This is a genomic window from Erwinia sp. S38 (assembly GCF_016624545.1).
GTDB lineage: Bacteria > Pseudomonadota > Gammaproteobacteria > Enterobacterales > Enterobacteriaceae > Erwinia > Erwinia coffeiphila.
In genome coordinates, this window is the sequence record NZ_JACVTS010000006.1 from 105,345 (window position 1) to 129,896 (window position 24,552).

23 protein-coding genes are annotated in these 24,552 nt (G+C 55.3%); 10 read left to right on the forward strand and 13 right to left on the reverse strand.

What is annotated here, in order from left to right:
• Position 1: 1 nt before the first annotated feature.
• Positions 2 to 877, reverse strand: a complete 876-nt coding sequence (locus IBT46_RS09040) for a LysR substrate-binding domain-containing protein (RefSeq protein WP_105590838.1) — start codon at positions 875 to 877, stop codon at positions 2 to 4.
• A 205-nt stretch (positions 878 to 1,082) separates the two neighbouring features.
• Between IBT46_RS09040 and IBT46_RS09045 the strand changes: the two genes are divergently transcribed.
• From IBT46_RS09045 to IBT46_RS09075, 7 genes are all read left to right on the forward strand, one after another.
• Positions 1,083 to 1,787 (forward strand): hypothetical protein, encoded by a 705-nt coding sequence (locus tag IBT46_RS09045; RefSeq protein WP_105590839.1) that lies wholly within the window; start codon positions 1,083 to 1,085, stop codon positions 1,785 to 1,787.
• A gap of 53 nt (positions 1,788 to 1,840) precedes the next feature.
• Entirely contained in the window at positions 1,841 to 2,239 is a 399-nt protein-coding gene (locus IBT46_RS09050) for an NUDIX domain-containing protein (RefSeq protein WP_200545397.1), read from the forward strand.
• A complete protein-coding gene (locus IBT46_RS09055; RefSeq protein WP_200545398.1) occupies positions 2,239 to 3,114 on the forward strand; it encodes a DUF6024 family protein in 876 nt (291 codons plus the stop codon). The genes IBT46_RS09050 and IBT46_RS09055 overlap by 1 nt, the downstream gene beginning before the upstream one ends.
• On the forward strand, positions 3,111 to 4,013 hold the full coding sequence (locus IBT46_RS09060; RefSeq protein ID WP_200545399.1) for a DMT family transporter: 903 nt from the start codon (positions 3,111 to 3,113) through the stop codon (positions 4,011 to 4,013). The genes IBT46_RS09055 and IBT46_RS09060 overlap by 4 nt, the downstream gene beginning before the upstream one ends.
• A gap of 94 nt (positions 4,014 to 4,107) precedes the next feature.
• Positions 4,108 to 4,752 carry an adenylate kinase gene (gene adk, locus IBT46_RS09065; RefSeq protein WP_105590843.1) on the forward strand — a complete coding sequence of 215 codons (645 nt, stop codon included), beginning with the start codon at positions 4,108 to 4,110 and terminating at the stop codon, positions 4,750 to 4,752.
• Positions 4,753 to 4,868: 116 nt separating this feature from the next.
• Entirely contained in the window at positions 4,869 to 5,828 is a 960-nt protein-coding gene (gene hemH / locus IBT46_RS09070; RefSeq protein WP_200545400.1) for a ferrochelatase, read from the forward strand.
• 93 nt (positions 5,829 to 5,921) lie between these two features.
• A complete protein-coding gene (locus IBT46_RS09075; RefSeq protein WP_200545401.1) occupies positions 5,922 to 7,226 on the forward strand; it encodes an inosine/guanosine kinase in 1,305 nt (434 codons plus the stop codon).
• 94 nt (positions 7,227 to 7,320) lie between these two features.
• On the opposite strand, the gene ybaL is transcribed toward IBT46_RS09075, so the two are convergent.
• Positions 7,321 to 9,003, reverse strand: a complete 1,683-nt coding sequence (gene ybaL / locus IBT46_RS09080) for a YbaL family putative K(+) efflux transporter (protein WP_200545402.1) — start codon at positions 9,001 to 9,003, stop codon at positions 7,321 to 7,323.
• 334 nt (positions 9,004 to 9,337) lie between these two features.
• Entirely contained in the window at positions 9,338 to 10,537 is a 1,200-nt protein-coding gene (locus IBT46_RS09085; RefSeq protein ID WP_200545403.1) for an MFS transporter, read from the reverse strand.
• A gap of 259 nt (positions 10,538 to 10,796) precedes the next feature.
• Here IBT46_RS09085 and ushA point away from each other — a divergent pair, with 259 nt between their 5' ends.
• Positions 10,797 to 12,425, forward strand: a complete 1,629-nt coding sequence (gene ushA / locus IBT46_RS09090; RefSeq protein WP_370569430.1) for a bifunctional UDP-sugar hydrolase/5'-nucleotidase UshA — start codon at positions 10,797 to 10,799, stop codon at positions 12,423 to 12,425.
• 49 nt (positions 12,426 to 12,474) lie between these two features.
• On the opposite strand, the gene IBT46_RS09095 is transcribed toward ushA, so the two are convergent.
• Complete coding sequence (locus IBT46_RS09095) at positions 12,475 to 12,927, reverse strand: multidrug/biocide efflux PACE transporter (RefSeq protein ID WP_200545404.1); 453 nt, start codon at positions 12,925 to 12,927, stop codon at positions 12,475 to 12,477.
• A gap of 91 nt (positions 12,928 to 13,018) precedes the next feature.
• Here IBT46_RS09095 and IBT46_RS09100 point away from each other — a divergent pair, with 91 nt between their 5' ends.
• Positions 13,019 to 13,885 carry a LysR family transcriptional regulator gene (locus IBT46_RS09100; protein ID WP_200545405.1) on the forward strand — a complete coding sequence of 289 codons (867 nt, stop codon included), beginning with the start codon at positions 13,019 to 13,021 and terminating at the stop codon, positions 13,883 to 13,885.
• Here IBT46_RS09100 and ybaK read toward each other — a convergent pair.
• The 3 genes from ybaK to copA form a co-directional block, all read right to left on the reverse strand.
• Positions 13,882 to 14,361 (reverse strand): Cys-tRNA(Pro)/Cys-tRNA(Cys) deacylase YbaK, encoded by a 480-nt coding sequence (gene ybaK / locus IBT46_RS09105; RefSeq protein WP_200545406.1) that lies wholly within the window; start codon positions 14,359 to 14,361, stop codon positions 13,882 to 13,884. The genes IBT46_RS09100 and ybaK overlap by 4 nt on opposite strands.
• Positions 14,362 to 14,539: 178 nt before the next feature.
• Complete coding sequence (locus IBT46_RS09110; RefSeq protein ID WP_200545407.1) at positions 14,540 to 15,340, reverse strand: TraB/GumN family protein; 801 nt, start codon at positions 15,338 to 15,340, stop codon at positions 14,540 to 14,542.
• A gap of 101 nt (positions 15,341 to 15,441) precedes the next feature.
• Positions 15,442 to 17,955: a copper-exporting P-type ATPase CopA gene (gene copA, locus IBT46_RS09115; protein WP_200545408.1), complete on the reverse strand. Its 2,514-nt coding sequence runs from the start codon at positions 17,953 to 17,955 to the stop codon at positions 15,442 to 15,444.
• A gap of 94 nt (positions 17,956 to 18,049) precedes the next feature.
• Between copA and cueR the strand changes: the two genes are divergently transcribed.
• The gene (gene cueR / locus IBT46_RS09120; protein ID WP_200545409.1) at positions 18,050 to 18,460 is read left to right on the forward strand and encodes a Cu(I)-responsive transcriptional regulator; all 411 of its coding nucleotides are present in this window, start codon (positions 18,050 to 18,052) and stop codon (positions 18,458 to 18,460) included.
• Here cueR and IBT46_RS09125 read toward each other — a convergent pair.
• The 6 genes from IBT46_RS09125 to allC form a co-directional block, all read right to left on the reverse strand.
• A complete protein-coding gene (locus IBT46_RS09125; protein WP_200545410.1) occupies positions 18,457 to 18,909 on the reverse strand; it encodes an NfeD family protein in 453 nt (150 codons plus the stop codon). The genes cueR and IBT46_RS09125 overlap by 4 nt on opposite strands.
• Positions 18,909 to 19,823 (reverse strand): SPFH domain-containing protein, encoded by a 915-nt coding sequence (locus IBT46_RS09130; protein WP_200545411.1) that lies wholly within the window; start codon positions 19,821 to 19,823, stop codon positions 18,909 to 18,911. Before IBT46_RS09130 ends, IBT46_RS09125 begins: the two co-directional genes overlap by 1 nt.
• Positions 19,824 to 19,954: 131 nt before the next feature.
• Entirely contained in the window at positions 19,955 to 20,875 is a 921-nt protein-coding gene (gene allS / locus IBT46_RS09135; RefSeq protein WP_200545412.1) for an HTH-type transcriptional activator AllS, read from the reverse strand.
• A 182-nt stretch (positions 20,876 to 21,057) separates the two neighbouring features.
• Positions 21,058 to 21,843 (reverse strand): (S)-ureidoglycine aminohydrolase, encoded by a 786-nt coding sequence (allE, locus tag IBT46_RS09140; protein ID WP_105590858.1) that lies wholly within the window; start codon positions 21,841 to 21,843, stop codon positions 21,058 to 21,060.
• Positions 21,844 to 21,896: 53 nt separating this feature from the next.
• The gene (locus IBT46_RS09145; protein ID WP_244913645.1) at positions 21,897 to 23,180 is read right to left on the reverse strand and encodes an MFS transporter; all 1,284 of its coding nucleotides are present in this window, start codon (positions 23,178 to 23,180) and stop codon (positions 21,897 to 21,899) included.
• Entirely contained in the window at positions 23,177 to 24,424 is a 1,248-nt protein-coding gene (gene allC, locus IBT46_RS09150) for an allantoate deiminase (protein ID WP_200545413.1), read from the reverse strand. Before allC ends, IBT46_RS09145 begins: the two co-directional genes overlap by 4 nt.
• Positions 24,425 to 24,552 lie beyond the last annotated feature (128 nt).

Below are 24,552 nucleotides of genomic sequence, written 5' to 3' on the forward strand. Positions count from 1 at the left end.
GTCAACCGCCGCCGGAAGCCTCTTCCAGCAGCCAGCGACGGAACAGGGCAATCTCCTGTTCTTCACGCCGTGTTTCTTTCACCATCATCCACGTTGCGCGATCCACCTCGGCGAAGCCTAAGGGGGCGATCAGTGACCCCTCCTGGATCTCTTTTTTCACCAAAATCTGCGGTGTCATAATAATGCCCATGCCGCTACGCGCCGCCTGAATAGCCAGCGTCAGATTATCGAAGTGGCGTCCGGCCCAGAAATCGCCCCGAGCTCCGGTTTTTTTTGCCCATTCAGCCCAGGCGTGCAGCTTGGTATCGGCATGCAGCAGCGGAAGGGTGGCGAAATCGGTTTCATAGGTAAAGCGATTAGCGAACTCTGGCGAACAGACCGGACCAATATAATCGACGGTGATCAGCGTGGCAGCGATATCCTCTCCGACAGACTGTTCATGACTGACGATCAGCACATCGCAATACTCGTTACGTACGCGCTCAATATCGACATGAGTTTGAAAGGTCAGGGCGATCTCCGCGTGGCGGCTGGTAAAACGGCTGATCCGCGGGATCAGCCACTGGGCAAGAAAGCTGGGGGCGCAGGAAATCGTCAGGCTGTGCAGGTTACGCGCGCGGATCTTTTCGCAGGTCGCTTCAATTTCGCCAAAGGTTTGTATACAGCAAACCTTCAGCCGCTCGCCGTCCGAGGTCAGCTGAACCCGGCCACCTACCCGCAGAAACAACGGTTTATCTAACCACTCTTCCAGCAGTTTGATTTGATGGCTGACCGCACTATGAGTTACGTGCAGTGATTGTGCAGCGAGGCTAAAGCTTTGATGCAGTGCCGCCTGATGAAAATAGCGCAGAGCGCGCAGCGAAGGTAGTCCGGACATAGCCCTATCCGTTAGAAAATCTCACATCCAGTGTCTGTTTATATCATTTTAAAGTCCAGTCGATTTTACCTACTCTGACCCCGGAGTTATCAGCAGAACAACTGCGTGAGATAGAGTGTTTTTTCTTTTAACCCCATATACATACAGCGATATTTTTTCTTGTCAGCCGACGATTACGCACAACAGCTATGTGAAGGAAAGGAAAATGACAAATCAGTATTCCGTAAAACCACAGCTCGTCATGTTCACCGGTGGTCGCGATAGTACGCTGGCAGCGTGTTATCTGATGTTACAGGGTATTCCTGTGCACCTCTGGTCAGGAAACAGCGGATGTTCACTGCATCGTGGCATTTTAGCGCATCGCGTTGATGAATTAAGAGGTCGTTTCGGTGATTTGGTCGTCGATCATACCGTCGCTGATATCAGCGGAGCGTTTCGCTCAATCGCCATCGAAAATCTGGAAAGTGACATTCTTAAGTACCGAAAAAATCTGGTTCTTTTAGGCGAAAAGTTAGCTATTCATGCACATCTCGTTGATTTCTGCCATCGAAACGGTATTAACACCATTAACGACGGTATCACTCACTACCAGATGGAATTCCCGGAGCAGCGTCAGGTAGCGAAGGCATTTCTTGTGGAGATGATGGCTCAGTACGACATCAACTATCAGTCACCCATTTATGAATTCGCCCAGTCGGCGGACGACGTGAAATATCGCCTGCTGCAATTGGGGATTTCCACTAAGTCGCTGGAAGGGATCAGTATTTTCGCCGACAGCTTCTCCACGCCTTCAGACGAGGTAATTCTTGCCTATCTGCGAGAAAAAGCCCCGCTGGCGCAGAACATCGTGCGTTTCCTGTCCGGTGAAACCCTGCTGACCCCGGTGCTGAAAGCCAGCGCCGTTGCCTGAATCAAACCGTTAATCGTGGCGTAACCGTTGTGTTACGCCACGCGGAGTTTGCTATGAAAGTTATCGTTAAATGCGCAGCCATCATCATCAACCAGCGCTCACTCCTGCTGACGCGTAAACGCGGTACCGAGATCTTTATTTCCCCGGGCGGTAAGCCGCTTGCCGGTGAAGATCATCTCAGCTGCCTGAAGCGTGAGCTTCAGGAAGAGCTGGGTGTACAGATCAAAACCTTTCGTCCATTCGGCCTGTTCCACGGCCTGGCCGAATTTGAACAAACGGCGATTGAAAATCATGTCTATCACGTGGAAATCAGCGGCCAGCCGCGTGCGGGGTCTGAGATAGAAGAAATTGCCTGGGTGAACTATCGTCTCCCTCCCTGCGAGATCGCCGTGGGGTCGATATTCCGCGATAACGTGATGCCGCTCCTTTTCCAGCAAGAGTTAATAAATTGATGGATACCTCCTCACTCTCCCTTCAGTTACAGCAGGTCCACGGCGACCAGTTTTATAAGCGAGCGCGTATGCTGAGAGATGAACTCCGTGAAGAACTGACCCGTGTTTACCGCCTGGATAAGTATGAGCTGTTCCTGGTCCAGTCGGTGCGGGTTGGATTGGTCATTCTTTCCCACCTGCTTCATAAACAGGAAACGACGCTGTGCCTTGCCAGGCATGCCCACTATCAACCGGTCAGCGAGCTGTTTAACTTTCCTAATACGCACTGTACCGGGCCGGGAACCGTGCCGATTATTACTCACGTCAATCCCTACACTGCGGAAGTCAACAGTCTGAAAGGAACGAAGGGCAAGGGGGTCGTTGATGCTTCCCACAGCTTCGCCACCTGTCGTCATGGCGAACTGATTGCTGACAGTTCCGTCTTTGTTGCGCCGCTGCACAAACACGCCTCCCTGACTATCGGACTGGCGATTATCGCCCTGCGCCCGGAAGACTTCAGTACTCTGATGCGCAGCGAACTGCTGCTGTTTGAGGAGTCTACCGCCTCTGACAAGCCGCTGATTGAAGCGCTGAACAATCTTCGTAGTCCCGACTGGCAGCCGTTCAATATGTCCAGTGTGGGAGCTATCAGCCTGAAAGACGTGGGCGGAATGGATTTTGATTCGCTTGGTAACGCGGGTGGCCCGTTCGGCTGCTTTAACATTCCCCCGCTCAGTGAAACATTGAAGAAAAAGGTGAAGGCGGCCGGGGCGAGCTATTTCGAACAGACCGGCACGCTGCGGCTTTCCTCCTGGGCTCGTGGAGACGGAAGTCAGCGAATTGATACAACGGCAGAAATACAACAACAGCTACAAGCCCTGTGGGAGGGGAAATGAAAAACGCACTGCCGGTGAATGGCAATCTGATTGGTATTATGGGTGGCATTATTCTCAGCACCGATTCGGTGTTTATCCGCATGATGGGAATTGAAAATTCGTGGCTGATCGTGGTGCTGCGCGGCATCTTTATGTGGGGTATGTGCCTGCTGGTCTGGCTGCTGTGGCGGAAGAGTCGTTCAACGTTAGGCACACCCTGGCTGACCCAGGAAAATGCGCTGTCGACGCTGTTTTTCTGCATTTCCTCGGCCTGCTTCGTCAATGCGCTGAATCGCGGTAGTGTGGCGACCGTGCTGGTGATTATCTCCTCAACGCCGTTTATTTCGGCGCTGATTTCGCGGCTGCTTTTTAAGACGAGCATTGACCGCAGTGTGCTGCTGGCATCGTTGGCGGGGATACTCGGCGTAGCGGTGGTCATGTCCGGTCGCGGCGTGGGCCACAACGGTATTGCCAACCTCTATGCACTGGGTACGGCGTTCTCCATGGCTCTGGCTTTTATCTTCACTTCCCGCGTCAGCGGTGGGACGGCCGGTCTGCCTTCGCTGGGGGCAATCCTGGCTTCGGTGGTGATTGTGCTGTGGTCCGGCAGCGATCTCCTCGAAAGTCTGAAAATGCTGACGCCGGCGCAGTATGGTTGGTCGCTCGCAGAAGGCGCGCTGATTATGCCGCTGGCGATGGGATTGATCACATTATCGACGCGTTTTGTTTCTCCGGCCAATGCCGGGCTGTTTTTACTACTTGAGACGGCGCTGGCTCCGCTATGGATGTATCTGTTCCTGGATGAAATCCCTACCATTCATGCAGTTATTGGTGGGGCGATTATTATTCTGGCGGTGGTCTCACAAACGGTTTATGCCCGTCGCCGGGTGGATGTGCAACGCTACGCGGATGCAGGATAGCCGCGCGCTTCCTTGTGGTGAGCGGCCCATTAATGTTATGTTCATACACTTGGATAAAGTAAACATATAAGCAATTCGCAAGGGGATTTACGCAATGCGTATTATTCTGCTCGGGGCTCCGGGTGCAGGTAAGGGGACTCAGGCTCAGTTTATTATGGAGAAATACGGTATTCCGCAAATCTCCACGGGTGACATGCTGCGTGCCGCGGTTAAAGCGGGAACGGAGTTAGGTCTGAAAGCCAAAGAGATTATGGATGCTGGTAAACTGGTCACCGACGAACTGGTTATCGCGCTGGTCAAAGAGCGTATCGCTCAGGAAGACTGCCGTAACGGTTTCCTGCTGGACGGTTTCCCGCGCACTATCCCTCAGGCTGATGCCATGAAGGAAGCGGGCATTAAAGTCGACAACGTGCTGGAGTTCGACGTACCAGATGAACTGATCGTTGAACGTATTATTGGTCGTCGCGTTCATGCGCCATCCGGCCGCGTTTACCACGTGACTTTCAATCCACCGAAGGTGGAAGGGAAAGATGACGTGACCGGCGAAGAGCTGACAACGCGTAAAGATGACCAGGAAGAGACCGTCCGTAAGCGTCTGGTTGAATATCATCAGATGACCGCTCCGCTGATTGCTTACTACAGCAAAGAAGCTGAAGCGGGCAACACCGCGTACAACAAGATCGACGGCACACGTAAAGTGGCTGAAGTCAGCGCTGAGCTGGCAAAAATCCTCGGTTAAGTTTAAGGGGGCCGGTTAAATCCGGTCCCTTTTACAGCAATTGGTTTTTCCCCCGCAAATTTCCGTTAGAATGAGTCTCGTTTTCATCTCCGCTGATGCCATCAAAAGGAATAACAATGAGGCAAGATAAGCCAGGCGTACTGCTGGTCAATTTAGGCACACCAGATGCTCCGACCACCTCCGCAGTAAAACGCTATCTTAAGCAGTTTCTCAGTGATAAACGCGTGGTCGACACGCCGCGCTGGCTGTGGTGGCCGATTCTGAATATTGGTATTCTGCCGATTCGTTCACCGCGCGTGGCCAAGCTGTATGCTTCCGTCTGGACCGATGAAGGTTCACCGCTGCTGGTGTTCAGCAAGCGTCAGCGCGACGCGCTGGCGGCGAAACTGGATATACCGGTTGAACTGGGCATGAGCTACGGCAATCCCAGCCTGAAAAGTGCCGTGGACGATCTGATGGCTCAGGGCGTGAATAAGCTCATCGTCCTGCCGCTCTATCCGCAGTTTTCCTGCTCAACCGTCGCATCGGTGTGGGATGGTCTCAGCAGCGTGTTTGCTGGCTACCGTAGCCTGCCAACGGTGCATTTTATTCGCGACTACGCCGACCATCCTGCCTATATCGCCGCGTTGAAAGCGTCGGTCGAGCGCTCTTTTGCGCAGCACGGCAAACCGGATCTGCTGCTGGCCTCGTTCCACGGTATTCCACAGCGCTTTGCCAATGAGGGCGACGATTATCCACAACGCTGCCATGACACCTTTGATGCGTTAAAAACCGCACTGGGGCTGACCGACAGCGAAGCGATGCTGACCTTCCAGTCACGTTTTGGACGTGAACCCTGGCTGACGCCATATACGGATGAAACCATGCAGGGCCTGCCGGCCAAGGGCGTGAAGCACGTACAGGTGTTGAGCCCGGGCTTCGCGTCAGACTGCCTGGAAACGCTGGAAGAGATCAACGAGCAGAACCGCGAATTCTTCCTGCACGCGGGCGGCACCCGGTTTGAGTACATTCCGGCGCTGAACGACGATGAAGCGCATATCGATATGATGCTGGAACTGGTTAATCAGTATCGCTAACTGACGAAGCGATCGGTCGTTTTCCACCGCCGATCGCCTCGTTGCGCAAATATGTTATGATTGCGGCCTGCTTCCCCTTCTGGTCCTGCAATTATGAAATTCCCCGGTAAACGTAAATCCAAACACTATTTCCCCGTCAGCGCGCGCGATCCGCTGTTACAGGTCGCTCAGCCGGAAAACGAGGCCGCTAATAGCTGGATTGTGGGCATCGACCAGATCCTTGTTGATATTGAAGCCAAAGTGGATGATGACTTTGTGCGTCGCTATGGCCTCAGCGTGGGCCATTCGCTGGTGATTGAAGATGATGTGGCGCAGGCGCTGTATGAAGAGCTGATGGCTGAGAATCTTATTACCCATCAGTTTGCCGGTGGCACCATCGGCAATACGCTGCACAACTACTCGGTGCTGGCCGACGACCGCTCTGTTCTGCTGGGCGTGATGTGTAATAACATTCAAATCGGCAGCTATGCCTACCGCTACCTGTGTCATACCTCCAGCCGCACCGATCTGAACTACCTGCAGGGCGTTGACGGCGCAATTGGCCGCTGTTTTACGCTGGTGGGCGATAACGGCGAGCGTACCTTCGCCATTAGCCCGGGAATGATGAATCAGCTGCGCGCTGAAAGCGTGCCGGAAGAGGTGATTGCCGGCGCATCGGCACTGGTACTCACCTCCTATCTGGTGCGCTGCAAACCGGGTGAACCGATGCCGGAAGCGACCATGCAGGCTATCCACTATGCCAAAAAGCATAACGTGCCGGTGGTGCTGACGCTGGGTACCAAATATGTGATCGCTGATAATCCGCAGTTCTGGCGCGATTTTATGCGCGACCATGTGTCGATCGTGGCGATGAATGAAGATGAAGCTTTTGAGCTGACCGGAGAAAGCGACCCGCTGAAGGCATCGAATCTTGCCCTCGACTGGGTGGATCTGGTGCTGTGTACCGCCGGGCCGAACGGCCTGTATATGGCCGGATTCACCGAAGAGGAGGGCAAACGCACCACGCGCCATCCGCTGCTGCCTGGTGCAATCCCGGAATTCAACCAGTACGAATTCAGCCGTGCGATGCGTCATCAGGACTGCACCGTACCACTGCGGATTTTCTCCCATATCGCGCCCTATATGGGCGGGCCGGAGAAAATTATGAATACTAACGGGGCCGGTGACGGCGCGCTGGCGGCGCTGCTGCATGATATTACCGCCAATAACTTCCACCGCAGCAACGTTCCCAACTCCAGTAAGCACGCGCGCAGCTATCTGACCTACTCCTCGCTGGCGCAGGTGTGTAAATACGCCAACCGCGTCAGCTATCAGGTGCTGAACCAGCATTCACCGCGCCTGTCGCGCGGCCTGCCGGAGCGGGAAGACAGCCTGGAAGAGTCTTACTGGGAACGATGATACAAGGAGAGGGCAGGCAGGCCGTCCACCATCTCTGGCATTGAGCCGGTGTGATAAAAAAGGGACGACGCGAAGTCGTCCCTTTTTGCTGACATCAGATCGGGCACTCTGCCGGTGCTTCAACCGGGTTGAGCAGGATCAGATTGAGCATACTGTTGGCAATCTCACGCTCGCCCATCACCACGCGGTCGGCACCGCGTTCCATAATGTAATCCACTTCGTCGTCATAATGGGCACGGGCGATAATCTCAATGTTCGGGCGCTTTTCGCGAGCGGCGGTAACGATCTCCCCGGCCTCATAGCCGTTAGGGATGGTCAGCAGCATCCAGCGCGCGCAGTCGAGCCGCGCCAGGTCCATAATATCGCCCCGGGCGGCATTTCCTAATACGGCTTTAATTCCCTGCTCGCGCAGCGCTTCAACGCGCGGGCGGCTGTTTTCGACGACCACAATTGGAATACCCGCTTCCATCAGGCGGCTACCAAGGAGGCTGCCAACGCGGCCAAAACCAACCACCACCGCGTGATTACACAGGTCCACCGGGATCTGCTTCTCTTCTTCGATGGCTTCTTCCATGGTCTGCTCTTCGATGGTTTCGGTTTTTTGCAGATAGCGCTCCAGCAGAGCGAAAAGGATCGGATTCAGCATAATCGACAGAATGGCACCGGCAAGCACCAGATTGCGGCCGGTTTCCGGCAGCAGGTTCAGGGAGACGCCCAGTCCGGCCAGGATAAAGGCGAACTCACCGATCTGCGCCAGGCTGACTGAAATGGTCAGCGCCGTGCGCTTGGAGTGGCCAAACAGTCGCACCAGGAACAGCGCGGCAAGGGATTTACCGAAGACGATAATCGCCAGCGCGCCCAGCACCGCCAGCGGCTGCTGTATCAGGATCATCGGATCGAACAGCATGCCGACCGACACAAAGAACAGCACCGCAAAGGCGTCGCGCAGCGGCAGCGTATCGTGTGCAGCACGATGGCTCAGTTCAGACTCATTAAGCACCATACCGGCAAAGAAAGCACCCAGAGCAAAGGAGACATCAAAGAACTCTACGGCGCCAAAAGCAATACCGAGCGCCAGTGCCAGCACCGCCAGGGTAAACAGCTCGCGCGATCCGGTTGCGGCGCTGCGGGCGAGTATCCACGGTACGACGCGGCGGCCAACCACCATCATCAGCACCATAAAGGCCACCACTTTACCGATGGTCAGCACCAGATCGAACAGCAGCAGGCCGATACTGGCATTACCTTCTTCGAACATACCGGCAATAGCAGGCAGCAACACCAGCGCCAGCACCATCACCAGGTCTTCAACAATCAACCAGCCAATCGCAATTTGCCCGCGCTGGCTGTCAATCAACTGACGCTCTTCCAGCGCACGGAGCAGCACCACCGTACTCGCTGTGGAAAGGCACAGCCCGAACACCAATCCGGTGAGCATCGACCAGCCCATCGCCCATGAAAGCCCCATTCCCAGCAGTGTCGCCACGGCTATCTGTGCGATAGCGCCGGGAATGGCGATCGACTTTACCGCCATCAGATCTTTTAAAGAGAAATGCAGACCCACGCCGAACATCAGCAGGATCACGCCAAGTTCAGCCAGTTCGGGAGCAAGATTGGTATCAGCAACAAAGCCTGGGGTGAAAGGACCGGCAAGAACGCCAGCCAGCAGGTAACCAACAAGGGGAGAAATGCGCAGGCGATTAGCCAGCATACCAAGGAGGAAGGCGAGAACCAGGCCTCCTACAATGGTGGTGATAAGCGGTGTGGTGTGGTGCATGCCTGTCTCCTTATGTATGCCTGCTCGTCATACTTCAAGTGGCAGATGCCCTGCTTGTTGCCCTGGTCACTGTGCGATCCGTGCGCCGGGCTGGGGGGCCTCCCGCTGTACTGCAACTCGAACTAATTAGAGTATAAATGTGTCCAGTTGTAAGTTTTCAGTGTATGGCATAATCCGCCGGGACGCTTGTGTTTATTGAGACTAATGGAAAAAAATATGAACCATACGCTGAAATTTGTCAGTAAGTGCGATTTTAGGCACTTATCAGATTACAGTGCTGGTGTTACCGGAGCGTGAACCGGTGCAAAAATCAGACAATTGCACCGGTAAGGGACTATTTACGCCGGTTATCAGGCAGGAAAGCCGTGAGAATACCGAGAAGCGGCAGATAAGCGCAGATTTGATAGACCAGTTCGATGCTGGTATGGTCGGCCAGCAGACCGAGCAGGGCGGCACCCAGTCCACCCATACCGAAGGCAAAACCAAAAAACAGCCCGGAAACCATACCGATACGCCCCGGCATCAGCTCCTGGGCATAGACCAGAATGGCGGAAAACGCCGAGGCCAGCACGAAGCCGATAATCACCGACAATACTCCCGTCCACAATAAGTTCATATGCGGCAGCAGCAGCGTAAAGGGCGCAACGCCGAGAATAGAGGCCCAAATCACCCGCTTACGGCCAATCTTATCGCCGATCGGGCCGCCGATCACCGTCCCTGCCGCCACCGCAAACAGGAAAATAAACAGGTGCAGCTGCGCGCTCTGTATCGACAGGCCGAATTTCTGCATCAGATAGAAGGTGTAGTAGCTGCTCAGACTGGTGAGGTAAAAATACTTAGAGAAAATCAGCACCAGCAGAATGCTAATCGCGAAGGCGACCTGGCGGCGCGGCAGCGGACTGACGGCGGGCACGGTGCTTTTCTTCGCCGTGCGATTCTGCGTCTGATACCAGCGGCTGATTTGTAACAGGACCACAATCGCCAGCAGCGCCGCCAGTGAGAACCACGCAACGTTGCCTCGGCCATAGGGGGCAATCACCAGCGCGGCCAGCAGCGGGCCAAGCGAACTGCCAAAGTTACCGCCGACCTGGAACAGCGACTGCGCCAGGCCGTGCCGTCCGCCCGATGCCATCCGCGCCACGCGCGAGGATTCCGGATGAAACACCGAGGAACCGGTGCCCACCAGCGCGGCGGCCAGCAGGACGGTGGTAAAATTCCCGGCCAGCGCCAGCAGGATCAGTCCGGAAAGCGTAAAGCCCATGCCGACGGGCAGTGACCACGGCTGCGGATGCTTATCGGTGTAGTGCCCAATCAGCGGCTGTAACAACGACGCAGTGAGCTGATAGGTTAGCGTGATCATGCCGATTTGCACAAAGCTTAATGAGAAATCCGCACGCAGCAGCGGGTAAATCGCGAGGATCAGCGACTGGATCATATCATTCAGCAGGTGGGCGACGCTGATGGCGCCGAGAATGCCAAATGCGGTACGCCGGACGGGCGATGAGGGAGAAGAGAGCGGGGATTCACTTGCCATTAAATTAACCTGTCATCTATTTATGTTTTTATGAGCGCAGAGAAGCAAATTCGCTGCAAAGCCCTCTTTTATAACTAACACCCTCCGCGTGAGTAATTACCATTTAGAGCTATTTCAGCGCTGTGGTTGCGGGGCTGTCACAAAAAGTGAATACTTTTGCTGATTATTTTGCCAAAGCCGCATTTGTGCGGGTTGGTTTGCGGTTGATGAAACAAGGAGAAGCGCAGTGCTGGTATTTAATAAACGTATCCTGAGTCTGTTGACCGTTGGGTTGCTTAGCGCACCGCTGATAGCGCAGGCCTGGGTAAAAGACCGTACCTATAAATTCACCGTGCTGCATACCAACGATCATCACGGTCGGTTCTGGAACAATGAACGCGGTGAGTACGGGCTGGCGGCGCAGAAAACCATGATGGATAAGATCCGTCTGGACGTGCAGTCGCACGGTGGGGCAGTGCTGATCCTCTCCGGCGGCGATATCAATACCGGCGTACCGGAATCCGACCTACAGGATGCCGAGCCTGATTTCCGCGGGATGAATTTGATTGGCTACGATGCCATGGCGATAGGTAACCACGAGTTTGATAATCCGCTGTCGGTGCTTCGCCAGCAGCAAAAGTGGGCGAAGTTCCCGCTGCTCTCCGCCAATATCTATCAAAAAAGTACCGGCAAGCGCCTGTTCCAGCCGTACGCGCTGTTTAATCGTAAAGGACTGAAGATCGCCGTGATCGGTCTGACCACTGACGACACGGCCAAAATCGGCAATCCGGAAAACTTCACCGATATCGTGTTCCACAAACCGGCAACCGAAGCGAAAGCGGTGGTGGAAGAGCTGCGCGCAAAAGAAAAACCGGATGTGATTATTGCCGCTACCCATATGGGGCATTATGACAACGGTAATCATGGTTCGAATGCGCCGGGCGATGTGGAAATGGCCCGCGAACTGCCCGCTGGCTACCTGGATATGATCGTGGGCGGCCATTCACAGGACCCGGTGTGTATGGCGCAGGAAAACGTCAAACAGGCAGACTACGTGCCGGGCACTCCCTGTACGCCGGATCGCCAGAACGGCACCTGGATCGTGCAGGCCCATGAGTGGGGCAAATATATTGGCCGCGCCGATTTCACTTTCCGCAACGGCAAGCTGAAGCTGGAACACTACGAACTTGTACCGATCAATCTCAAGCATAAAGTCACGAACGCTGACGGCGGCACCAGCTGGGTGAACTACACGGCGGAAATCGATAAAAACCCGGCGATGATGAAACTGCTGACGCCGTTCCAGAAAAAGGGCGAGGCGCAGCTTGGCGTGAAAATAGGCAGCGTTAACGGCCATCTTGAGGGTGACCGCAGCAAAGTACGTTTCGTGCAGACCAATATGGCGCGATTAATCCTTGAAGGGCAGATTGAACGCACCAAGGCCGATTTTGCGGTGATGAGCGGCGGCGGCGTACGCGACTCCATTGAAGCCGGAGATATCACCTATAAAGACGTGCTAAAGGTACAGCCGTTTGGTAATACATTGGTTTATGTCGATATGAAAGGCAGCGAAGTGCGTGATTATCTGGCGGTTGTCGCGAATAAGCAGGTGGATTCCGGTGCCTATGCGCAGTTTGCCCGCGTCAGCCTGATTGCCGACGGTAGCGGAGTCAGCGACGTGAAGATTAACGGCGAACCATTGCAGGACGATAAGGTGTACCGCATGGCTACCCTGAGCTTCAACGCCACCGGGGGCGACGGCTATCCGGAAGTGGATAAGCAGGCCAGCTATGTCAATACCGGCTTTGTTGATGCAGAAGTGCTGAAGCAGTACATACAGGCGCACTCCCCGCTGGATGCGGCAAAGTACCAGCCTGCCGGTGAGATTGTGTATAAGAAAGCGGAGTAAAGTCTGCTGCTGTGAATATGGAGCACGCGAGTGCTCCATATCCGCGTCGTCAGGAAGACGTATGAGCCTGACGGCGCTGTTCACGTGAACGCATCAGGCGCTCACGAAGCTTATCGTAGACCCAGTTGTACACCACCGTGTAGGGCAGGAAGAACAGGAAAAAGCCCAGTTCAACCAGAAATGCCTGCCACAGCGTCACACCCAGCATCCAGGCCGCCAGCGGCAGACCAATCAGAATAAATCCACCTTCAAAGCCCAGAGCATGCATCACGCGCAGTGCCAGACCGCGTTTTACACGTTCGCGCGGGAACAGGCGATCGAACCCGGCGTTATAAATCATGTTCCAGATCATCGCCACGGTGGAAAGCATAATGGCCAGTGCGCCCATCTGAAATAGCGGTTTGTTCATAAGCCAGGCGGCGACAGGGGAAATGATTGCAATCGCCACCAGTTCAAAGCCTGCAGCATGATAAAAACGTTCTTTCAGCGTACGAGTGGACATATGTCCTCCTGAGTGATTTAGGAAGCGTATTTTCTATCCTTTTGCTGCTAAGATAAAATGATTATCCATCGATAAAAGCGATACATCCGCGATGCGTTATTCACCGGAATCCCTGGAAGCGTTCGTACAGACCGTAGAAAGCGGCTCGTTCTCCGCCGCGGCACGAGCGCTGCGCAAAAGCCAGTCAACGGTCAGTACCGCCGTGGCCAACCTGGAAAGCGATCTCGGGCTGATTTTATTTAACCGCGAAGCGCGTACCCCGGTACTGACCGAAAATGGCCAGCGAGTGCTGACGCAGGTTAACGTGATTCTTAATGCCGCCGCGCAGCTGGATGAGCTGGCTATGCGTCTGGCGGGCGACGTCGAGCCCTGTTTACGGCTGGCGATCTCCGATTTCTGGCAGGCCGATCATCACGAACATTTGCTTAAACGCTTTGCCAGCCGCTATCCGGATATCGAGTTTGAATGCATGATTGCCGAAGACGGCGATGTTATCGATCTGTTGCAAAGCGGCAGGGCGCATATCGGCGTGATCCGCGTGCAGGACCGCTATCCGGCAAATATCAGCCTGCGGCGTCTGCAGGTGGAAGCGAAAATGGCGATTTACCTGCATAAGGATCATCCGCTGGCGCAGCAGGATAGCGTAACGGAGGTCGAACTGCAGGGCATCCGTCAGCTGCGGCTGAATACCTGGTCTGAACAGGAACCGGTGCCGGGAGGTAAAATCTGGCTGGCACCGTCGTACTTGCTGCTGCTGGAGATGGCGGAGCAGGGATTTGGCTGGAGCGTACTGCCGCGCTGGCTGACCGAACAGTTTGGCCACCAGCTGCTGCGTGAGCTGCCGGTGGCGGGCTGGCCGCAAAATATCCAGGTGGATGTCGCCTGGTCGCGGCTCTCACCGCCCGGCCCGGCGGGGCGCTGGATGATCGATCAGCTGATTAACCAGCGGCCGGATTAATCGCGTTTGGCGATATCGGCAAAACTGGCGCTCAGCAGTTTTGCCAGGTCACCCGGAGCCAGTTCGAGATCCAGCCCGCGCTTGCCGCCGGAAACATAAATCGTTTCGAAGTGCTGGGCCAGATGGTCGATGACCGTCGGCAGGCGCTTTTTCTGCCCCAGCGGGCTGATGCCGCCCAGCAGATAGCCGGTGCTGCGCTGGGCGAACTGCGGATCGGCCATCTCGACTTTTTTGGCACCCAGCGCTTTCGCCACTTTTTTCAAATCAAGCTGGCCCGCAACCGGTGTAACGGCAACGGCGAGGGTTTTATTGTCGCCGTTAAGTGCCACCAGCAGCGTTTTATATACCCGCTCGGCGTCAAGATTGAGCTTACGCACCGCCTCATCGCCAAAGTTAGTTTCGTTGCTGTCGTGCTCGTAAGGATGCAGCGTAAAGTTTACTTTTTGTTTTTCTAATAGTTTTACCGCCGGAGTCATCGCTTTAATCCTTCCTGTTCCATTCGCGTGCTTGCCGCTTAAAATTGGTGAATAAAAGTACTGGAGAAAAAGTGCGCATTGAGCGACAATCTGCCCCGCGTCAGCACCCGTGCTGATAGATAACCAAAATCATAAAAACTTCATTATTGACTGGCCGATAGAAATATCGGCCATTTTTTTAGCGGCCCAGCAGGTCCGGGAGATTTCCTTCACCGTAAAGATGCAGTGCGCCGACCGCTAAAATATAGCGCCCCGCCGGCAGTGCGTGCAGCTGCTGGCACCATCGCTGATTACGCTGATGCATAAGCAAATCACTCAGGCTGCTGCTGAAGGTATCCGGTAGTACCGTTTTCCCACTGCTGCCCGGTGGGGCTTCCAGCCACCAGCTGACCATCGTTTGCAACAGCCGGGCATTAACGTGCCAGTGCTGCAACGTATCTTCCAGTAGCGTCATGCCTTGATCCGGCAGCGATTTAAGCAGCGCCAGCTGGGTTTCCGGTCCTTCCAGTTCAATGATTTTTATCTGCCGTTCTTTCGCCGCCTGCAACAGCTGGTAATCAATGCCACAGTCTGCGCGAAGCCCGAGCCGCTGAGCCTGCTGCGCCTGGAGCATCAGCGCCACCTGCCATGCGGGCAGGGTATCAATACGTTGCAAATCAACACTCAGTTCGCTGCACAGCTTTTCCAGTAGCTGGAAACGTTCGGCAGACAACCGCTCAGCCAGTGGAGGGCAGACCTCACTATCGCTGAAGGGTGAACCACCGGTGGTGATATCCGCCTCTACAATCAGGGCATCAACATACTGCAGCTGATTGATCAGTTGCCCCGGTAGCGGAGACATATTGCGTGTGCCCATATGGATACTGCCGACCAGATGCAGGTGCCGCTGGCCCAGGGAAATATCCAGAGCCGGATAACGATACTCTACCGGCCAGAACCGGCGCGACAGCTGCCGCAGTGCGTGAATGACTTTGCTCATTGTTCCCCCGGCGGATCGCGTTATTAGCTCTCATGCTAACGCGATAAGTCGCTGAGCGACAGGGCAAAACGCAGCACACCGACAGTCCGCGCCCTGAAGCATTAATCCTGCGGCGGACGGTAGCGGATCAGGCGGTTTGCGTTACTCACCACGGTGATTGAAGAGAGCGCCATCGCTGCCCCGGCCACGACCGGATTCAGCAACGTGCCGGTCAGCGGAAAGAGTATTCCAGCCGCAATCGGAATGCCGCAGGCGTTGTAAATAAACGCGCCCAGCAGGTTCTGTTTCATATTGCGCAGCGTGGCTTTGGCAATCGCCAGTGCGTCCGCCACGGCATTCAGATCCTGACGCATTAAGGTAATCGCCGCTGTTTCAATGGCAACATCGCTGCCGCCGCCCATCGCAATGCCGACATCGGCCTGTGCCAGCGCCGGGGCATCATTAATACCGTCACCGATCATCGCCACCTGCTGACCCTGCTGCTGTAGCTGGCTAATCGCCTGAGCTTTGCCTTCAGGCAGCACCCCGGCGATTACCCGATCGATGCCCGCTTCCCGGGCGATGGCGTTGGCGGTAATTTCATTATCCCCGGTCAGCATCACCAGCTGATAGCCGCGACGATGCAGGCGCTGTAATGCACTGATGCTTTCCTGGCGCAGCGGATCGCGGATGGCAAACAGCGCGACGATTTTGCCTTCCGCCGCCAGCAGCACCGGCGTGGAGCCATTGGCGGCATGCTCAGCCAGCGTTCCCGTAATCTCGCTGGTATCGATCTTTTGCTGCTCCATCAGCGCCAGGTTACCCAGCAGCAGCGGCTTGCCGTCAAGTATGCCGCTTACCCCCAGGCCCGGTATTGTACGAAATTGCGCAACCTCCGGCAGCGACGCCAGTGCGGCGTGGCTGATAATCGCCCGCGCCAGCGGATGGCTGGAACCCTGCTCGAGAGCCGCAGCCTGGCGCTCCACGTTCGCTGCCTCTGCGCCATTGAACAAGACAACCTCGACCACGCGCGGTGCACCTTCGGTTAGCGTACCGGTTTTATCGAACACCAGCGTAGTCAGCGTGCTGGCACGTTGTAATGCATCGGCATCGCGCACCAGTACGCCAAACTCGGCCGCGCGACCCACGCCAGAAATAATCGACATCGGCGTTGCCAGCCCCAGCGCACAGGGGCAGGCAATAATCAGTACGGTGGTGGCAATCACCAGCGTGTAGACAATCTGTGGCGCGGGGCCAGCGAAATACCAGATCGCCGCGCTCAGCAGCGCAATCAGCACTACGGCGGGAACAAAAATCGAGGAGATCTTATCGGCCAACTGACCGATTTCCGGCTTGCTGCTTTGCGCCTGCCGTACCAGTTGGATAATGCGTGAAAGCGTGGTGTTTTTACCGATCGCCTGCGCGCTGAACAGCACGCTGCCGTCCTGAAGGACCGTTCCTGCGTGGATCGTATCACCCGGTGATTTTTGCTGCGGGATGGCTTCTCCGGTCAGCATCGCCTCATCCAGCCAGGCTTCACCCTGTACAATGGTGCCATCGACCGGCACGCGATCGCCGGTCGTCACGCGCAGCGTCATGCCCAGCTGAACTTCGCTCAGCGGCAGCACACGATCGCCGGCCTCGGTTACAACCCGAGCGGTGGGCGGCGTCAAATCTAACAGTTTTTCCAGCGCCTGCGAGGAACGCTGGCGGGCACGTTGTTCCAGCATATGGCCGAGATTAATCAGGCCAATAATCATTGCACTGGCTTCGTAATAGAGGTGGCGGGCTTCCATCGGGAACCATTCAGGCCACAGATTCACGCTGATGGAGTAAAGCCACGCCGCACCGGTGCCGAGTGCTACCAGCGTATCCATGGTGGCGGTACGATTAAGCAGGCTGCGCCAGGCGCTGCGGTAAAAATGCCCTCCGGCGATAATCATCACCAGCAGGGTAAGTGCGCCAATGACAAGCCAGCCGCTGCGGTTCTCAGCGGTGAGCATCATATTGTCGCCGATCATTCCCCAGCCCATCAGCGGGATGCCGAGAGCAAGGGCCAGCGCGGCCTGCCAGCGGAAGCGCCGGGTGGCGATCTGCGCACTCTGCTGCTGCTTCTCGCGGCGTTCGGTTTCATCTTCAATAATTTCGGCAGCGTATCCCGCATTGCTGACGGCATCGATCAGCGTTTGCGGCGAGACGGTGCCGAGTACCAGCGCGCTGCGCTCGGCAAGGTTAACCCGTGCCTGGCTGACACCCGGCACGTTTTGTAAGGCATTCTGTACTCGTCCAACGCAGCTGGCGCAGCTCATGCCGTCAATTAACAGCTGATAGCTGTCGCCAGCGTCGGATGCCGGAAGCTGGGAAACGGCCGCTGTCAGCGCTTCCGGCTGAGGTTCTGATTCTGTCAGCGGATCAGGCTTTGGGTGGCTGTCGTCCGCTGACAGGGTGGCGTGATAGCCTGCGCCTTCCACGGCGGCAATCAGCGCTTCTGCGCTGGCGCTACCGGTGACGCGTGCTTCATTCACGGTCACGTCGGCCTGTTCAACATTATCGAGTTTGGTGAGCGTTTCCTGAACCCGTTTAACGCAGTGGCCACAGGTCAGGCCATCCAGCGCCAGTAGTGTAGTATGTGACATAGAAGACTCCTTGTTGCCCGGTTTGACCCGGTGCGTTATTTGCAGTAGTTATGAAGGTTAAACCTTCCATCAAGGTGAAGGTCAAGGAGCAAATATGAATATCAGTGAGGTCGCCAGGAAAACCGGGCTGACCAGCAAAGCGATTCGCTTCTATGAAGAAAAAGGGCTGGTGACGCCGCCGCTGCGCAGTGATAACGGCTATCGCACCTACTCGGCGAAGCAGCTGGAAGAGCTGACGCTGCTGCGCCAGGCGCGGCAGGTCGGCTTTAATCTTGACGAGTGCCGGGAAATGGTCAGCCTGCTCAACGACCCACAGCGTCACAGCGCTGATGTCAAAGCGCGCACGCTGGAAAAAGTAAAGGAGATTGAGGAGCACATCGAACAGCTGACGCAGATGCGCCTGCGGCTGCTTGATATGGCAGCCAGCTGCCCCGGCGATGACAGCGCGGACTGCCCGATTATCAATCACCTGGCGGGCTGTTGTTCAACAAAAAAACCGGCTTAATTTTCCCGGCGCGCAACCTGTAGGGTAATCCCCTCAACGGCGACCACGATGATGTTGCAGCCCGCGGGGAGGTCTTCTTCTGCCTGTACCCGCCAGTTGCCGTCACCGATTTTCACGTGGCCAAAACCGTTAACCAGCGCGCTATCCAGCGTCAGCCGGCGGCCAATGAGCTGCTGACCGCGTTGGTTAAGCGAGGAGGGCGGCAGGCGACGATTGCGGCGCTGAAGCCAGCGATACCACCACAGTGCGGCAAGTACGGTGAGTACCGCAAAGCTTAATCCCTGCCACTCCCACGGCATCGGCACCAGCCACACCAGCAGCGCAACCAGTACGGCAGCAATGCCGCTCCACAGCAGATATCCGCTGGTGCCCAGCATCTCGGCAGCCAGCAGTAGCCCACCCAGCGTCAGCCACAGCCACCAGGGATTAGCCAACAGTTCAACGATCATCAGCGATTCCGCTCAGGTTTACGCTCGCCGAGCAGTTCGCTGATACCGGCAATGGAGCCCAGCAGGCTGCTGGCATCCAGCGGCATCATTACCACCTTGCTGTTGTTAGCGGCCCCGATATTTTGCAGGGCATCGGTATATTTTTGCGCCACGAAGTAGTTAATTGCCTGAATATCCCCGGCGGCGATGGCTTCTGAAACCATCTTTGTGGCCCGTGCTTCGGCTTCGGCACCTCGTTCACGTGCTTCAGCGGCCAGGAATGCGGACTGGCGTTCACCTTCAGCTTTCAGGATCTGCGACTGCTTTTCCCCTTCCGCACGCAGGATTGCTGCCTGGCGCACGCCTTCAGCTTCAAGAATATCGGCACGCTTGGTACGCTCGGCTTTCATCTGGGCGTTCATCGAGGCGATCAGTTCTGCCGGTGGCCGCACGTCGCGGATCTCAATGCGGGTGATCTTCACCCCCCATGGGTTGGTGGCTTCATCGACGATTTGTAACAGGCGGGTGTTAATATTATCGCGCTGCGACAGCATCTCATCCAGCTCCATTGAGCCGAGCACCGTACGCATATTGGTCATGGTCAGGTTGATGATCGCCAGCTCAAGATTACTGACCTCATAGGCCGCGCGCGCCGGATCGACCACCTGAATAAAGCAGACTGCATCAATAGTCACGCTGGCGTTATCCTTCGAAATAATCTCCTGAGAAGGAATATCCACCACCTGCTCCATCATATTAATTTTCCGGCCAATGCGATCCATAAAGGGAATCACCAAATTTAAACCGGGCTGTAACGTGTTGGTATAGCGGCCAAAGCGTTCGACGGTCCACTGATAGCCCTGCGGGACAATTTTGATACCGGACCAGACAATGATCAGAGCCAGAACGACAATGACGGGAATAACAGCAAGCATTAATAACCTCCGGATTGTTATTATCAGGGCCGATTGACTTTTGCCCAGCCGCTATCAGTTTGCTGTATTTATGCGCGCTAGCATAGCCGCGCGGGGATTTTTTTGCCCATCCTGCGCTTATTTGCGCGACGTTACGCAGAAAGGTCGATATTTTGCAGAAAATCGCGAACCGGTCCGGCCTGCTGCTGGAACAATGAGACGATCTCCTCCACCGCTTTTCCCGCCTCATTTTTCCAGGCCAGTGAAAGCGGGGAAGGCTGCCGCTGATTGGCCACCTCGCAACTGACCAGTTGCCCACTGTTGATATAGCGCTGACAGAGTTCCGCAGGCAGGAAACCGACGCCCAGCCCCTGTAGATGGCACTCCAGCTTGCTGCTTAAATCCGGAACGATAATCTCTTTTTGCCCCGGCAGTAGCCAGGCCACCCGTTTGGTCAGATTCCGCGAGGTATCTTCGATATTAATCGCCGGCCATGCGCGCAGTTTGTCCTCGTGTACCGGGCCTTCACACTCGGCGAGAGGATGATCCGCTGCCACGACAAACAGCCAGCTGACGCCGCCCAGTTCCAGCATGCTGACGTTATTAGCCAGCGCTTCCGAACCGGTCACGCCAATCGCCAGCTGAAAATCATCGTGCAGCAGGGAATCCCACACGCCCATATACACCTGGCGGGAGATAAGAAACTGAGTCAGCGGGAATTTCTGATGCAGGTGCGCCAGCAGTTTTGCCACCGCCTGCGGCGAGTAGAGCAGGTTATTAATCACTATATTCACCTGGCGCTCAACGCCGTGATTAATCTGCTGCAGTTCACCCGGCATCGCATCCAGCCAGGCCAGCCACTGGCTGCAGCGCTCCAGCAGGTGATCGCCTGCTGGCGTCAGCTGCACGATACGGGTGGTGCGCATAAACAGCTGGGTACCGACATCCTCCTCCAGCATTTTTATCCGGTAGCTGATGGCCGCAGGGGTTTTGAACAGCGCTTCGGCCGTTTTAGAAAAGCTGTGGCTTTCCGCCACGTGGATAAAGGTACGGATAGTTTCCTGGTCAAGCACAGAGAATAGGCTCCTGATAAACACGCCCAATAACCGGACGGCAAACGCTAAGCCTAACAGGATAACAGCTGATGAATGATGATGCAGAGCCAGAAAAGAGTTGATGAATGTTGCAGAAAGTTGAAAGGGACGGCCAGGTACGACAGGCCATGCTGCAAACAGCCTGGCCTGTCCGGTTTACATCAGCAGTCTACGTCGCGATTACAGTCTTTTGAGTAGATGTAGCTGAACTCATCTTTACCAACCGCATACCCCGCCTGCGGCACATACGCGCCCATAAAGATGTAATCCCCTTTTTTCACCGGAATCCATTCGTTATCGAGGTTATAAACACCTGCGCCGGAAAGCACATAGGCACCGTGCTCCTGCACGTGGGTTTCCACGTAGCCGTGGCTGGCACCGGGTTTGAAGGAGAGAATGTGCATGTTCATATCAAAACCCAGCTCTTTCGGCAGCAGGTCCTGCAGGGTGACGTCGCTCATTCCCTCATAGTGAATTTTTTCGAGGTTTTTCACATTGTCGCTGACTACGTGGGCCTCATAGCCTTTAATGCGCTGATAGGTTCGCTTATAGAGGAACAGCTGGCTTGCCTGGCCGCCGTTGGTGTTCTCAAGGCGCAGCGTCACGCCCGCCGGGCAATACAGGTAGCCACCGCTGGTCAGGGGATAGTCGGTGCTGTCGGCGGAGGCAGTAACCTTACCGTCAATCACATAAACGAAGGTTTCAACATTTTCTCCGCCAAATCCCTGCTGGTTGCGCCCGCCGTCGTGCAGGGTGACCAGATAATCCACGAAAGTCGCACCGAGCTTTGGCGTGGCCAGAATAGTAACATCGCAGTTTTCAAAACCGGGAATGACGTTTCTTACCAGCCCTTCCGGTGGGATCAGCGCATAATTTTTACGTTTAATAATGGAGCGCGATGCCAGAAGGTCCTGCGGATAGCCGATCTGATTCGTAAAGTATCCCACAATAATTCTCCTTAAAAATTTAGCGGCCACCACATCGGTGGCCGGATACAGCGTTATGCCTGGGCCGCAGTCTGACGTTTACTTTTCTGCTTCATCAGCACATTCACGATGAAGAAAATCAGCGTACCTACCACCAGAATGCCGGCTGAAATATAGAAGCCCATTACCTTGGAACCGGTGTTGTCGGAAATCACCCCGGTCAGGAAGGGGGCAATCACTGAAGAGGACATACCGAAGAAGTTAAAGACGCCAAAACTGGTGCCGTAACCTTTCTTCGGTGCGTTATCGGCAACGAATGAGATCATGATCGGGTCAACGGCCAGCTTGCCCAGCAGTCCGTACAGGATCAGGCTGATTAGCAGCGTGGTGGAATCCGGGGAGATCACCGTACAGACCAGCATCACCGCCGCACACAGCTCAAGGAAGATGATCAGCTGGACTTTTTTGTTACGGAAGCGATCCGACATACGGCTGAAGAACAGCGCACCGGGAACGGAAGCAAAGGCCACCAGCGCGGAGGAGAAGCCAATCGCGACACCTTCAAATCCACGTTCCTGTTGCAGGAACGACGGCAGCCAGGTGACGATCATGTAGTAGCCGTAGCAGGTAGCGAAATACATCACATACGCTGAAATCATGCGCATGCTGAACAGCCCGCTGGACTCATTGGTTTCTTCCGGTGCGGCAGCAGCGGCAGTAGTGCTGGTCGGCTGGCTGGCCAGATGACTGCTGTAGGAACCGCCTTTAATCACCACGGCAAAGACGAGGGTCATAATCACCAGCAGGGCGGTGATCATAAAGATCGTCAGCTGCCAGTCCATCCCCATACTTTTCACCAGCAGGCTGGAGGCAATCAGGCCGATGGCCATCCCCAGCGCTGAGCCACTGTTAATAATTGCCGTAGCGAGGCCACGACGCTCCAGCGGAATGTTTTCTGATGACAACGAATAGGCCGAGCCGTAGTAAGAGCCGCAGCCCATACCTGCCAGCAGGCTGCCTGCATAGACCATGGTCAGGCTGGTGGCGTTACCGATCAGCAGCGTGGCGATGATAAACAGGCAGAAGCCCGGTATCAGCACCACTTTTTTGCCAAACTTATCGACCAGAATCCCTGAAGGGATCTGCATACCGGTGTAGGCAAAGAAATAGAAGCTGGCGATCAGCCCCATTTCCGCGTTGGAATGCGCGCCGATGGTGGCCTGAATTTCAGGGAAGATGGGGGTCAGAATGGTGCGATAAATCCAGATCACCGCCCAGCCAAGACAGAGGACAACAACGATTTTCTTCCAGTACAGCGGATCGAACCCGCTGTTGGATGCCACTTTACTATTACTCACAGGCTGCCTCCCTCTTCGGTCCAGGCGAGTTGATAAAGCGTATGGGCCAGCACTTTCACCCCTTCCGCCAGGTCGTCAAGATGGGTTTTTTCCGCCGGGTTGTGGCTGATGCCGTCGATGCTTGGCACGAAAATCATCACCGTTGGTACATGCGGAGAGAAAATCTGTGAATCGTGGCCTGCGCCGCTGTGGATCAGGCGGTAATTGACTTTGTGTTTTTCACACAGATGGCTGACGCACTCAACCAGCTGCTTATTCATTGGAATGGGCTTCTCGTCCATCCAGCGGTCGATCTCAATTTCAATGCCCATTTCAGCAGCGATGCGGCGCATATCTGCTTCAATTTCCAGCGTAAATCGATCCAGCGCCGCCGCATCGGTATGGCGGCAGTCCATGGTGAAATGCGTAAAACCGGGAACGACGTTAACCGTATTGGGTTTCGGTTCCACCTTGCCGAAGGTCAGCACCAGCGGATCGCCTTCTGCACGGGCTTTGGCAATAGATTCGGTACAGATGCGGCTGAAGGCATAGACCGTATCGCGGCGATAGCCCATTGGCGTAGTACCGGCGTGATTTGATTCACCTTTCAGGCGGATATCGTAGCGGCGCTGGCCAACGATACTGGTCACCACACCGATGGTTTTTCCTTCGGTTTCCAGCACTTTGCCCTGCTCAATATGGATTTCAACGAAGGCAGCGATATCTTTGCGTACAGGCTGATCTTCGGGGCGGAAATCGAAGCCTGCACTGTGCATCGCATCGACAAAGTTAACGCCTTTGGCATCGGCAATATTTTCCACGTCCTGGCGCCGGGCCTGGCCGAAAATGTTTTTACTGCCCCAGAAGACGTATGGGAAGCGGCTGCCTTCCTCTTCGGCCAACGCAATCACTTCCAGTGAACGCAGCGGCGGGCCATAGGTGTCTTTCAGGTAGTTTGCAGCCAGGAATGAGGCTTCAATACCAAACTGGCCGTCGAGGTTACCGCCGTTGACTACGGTATCAATATGAGAACCGGTAAGAATGGTCTGCTCGGGATATTTCGAGCCAGTCAGCCGGGCTGACAGGTTGCCGGTGGCATCGTGCGAGGCAGTAAATCCAGCGGTTTCGAAAATCTGCTTCAGGGCTTTCTGCGCCTCTACCCACTCTTTGGTATACAGCAGGCGCGTCATGCCGCCGGTTGGATCGGCACCGATTTTAGATATTTTGCTAGAAATATCGGTAATGTCTTGTCGGAAATCTTTCATCTTTATCTTCCCGCTTGCAATTCCCTGAGTAAAGTAAAGGGCGTTAAACGTACATTTAATCAGCAGCCCTGCTTTGCCCGGATTATTTATAAGACGTTACGGCGGTGGCGTATATTTAAACGATGCCA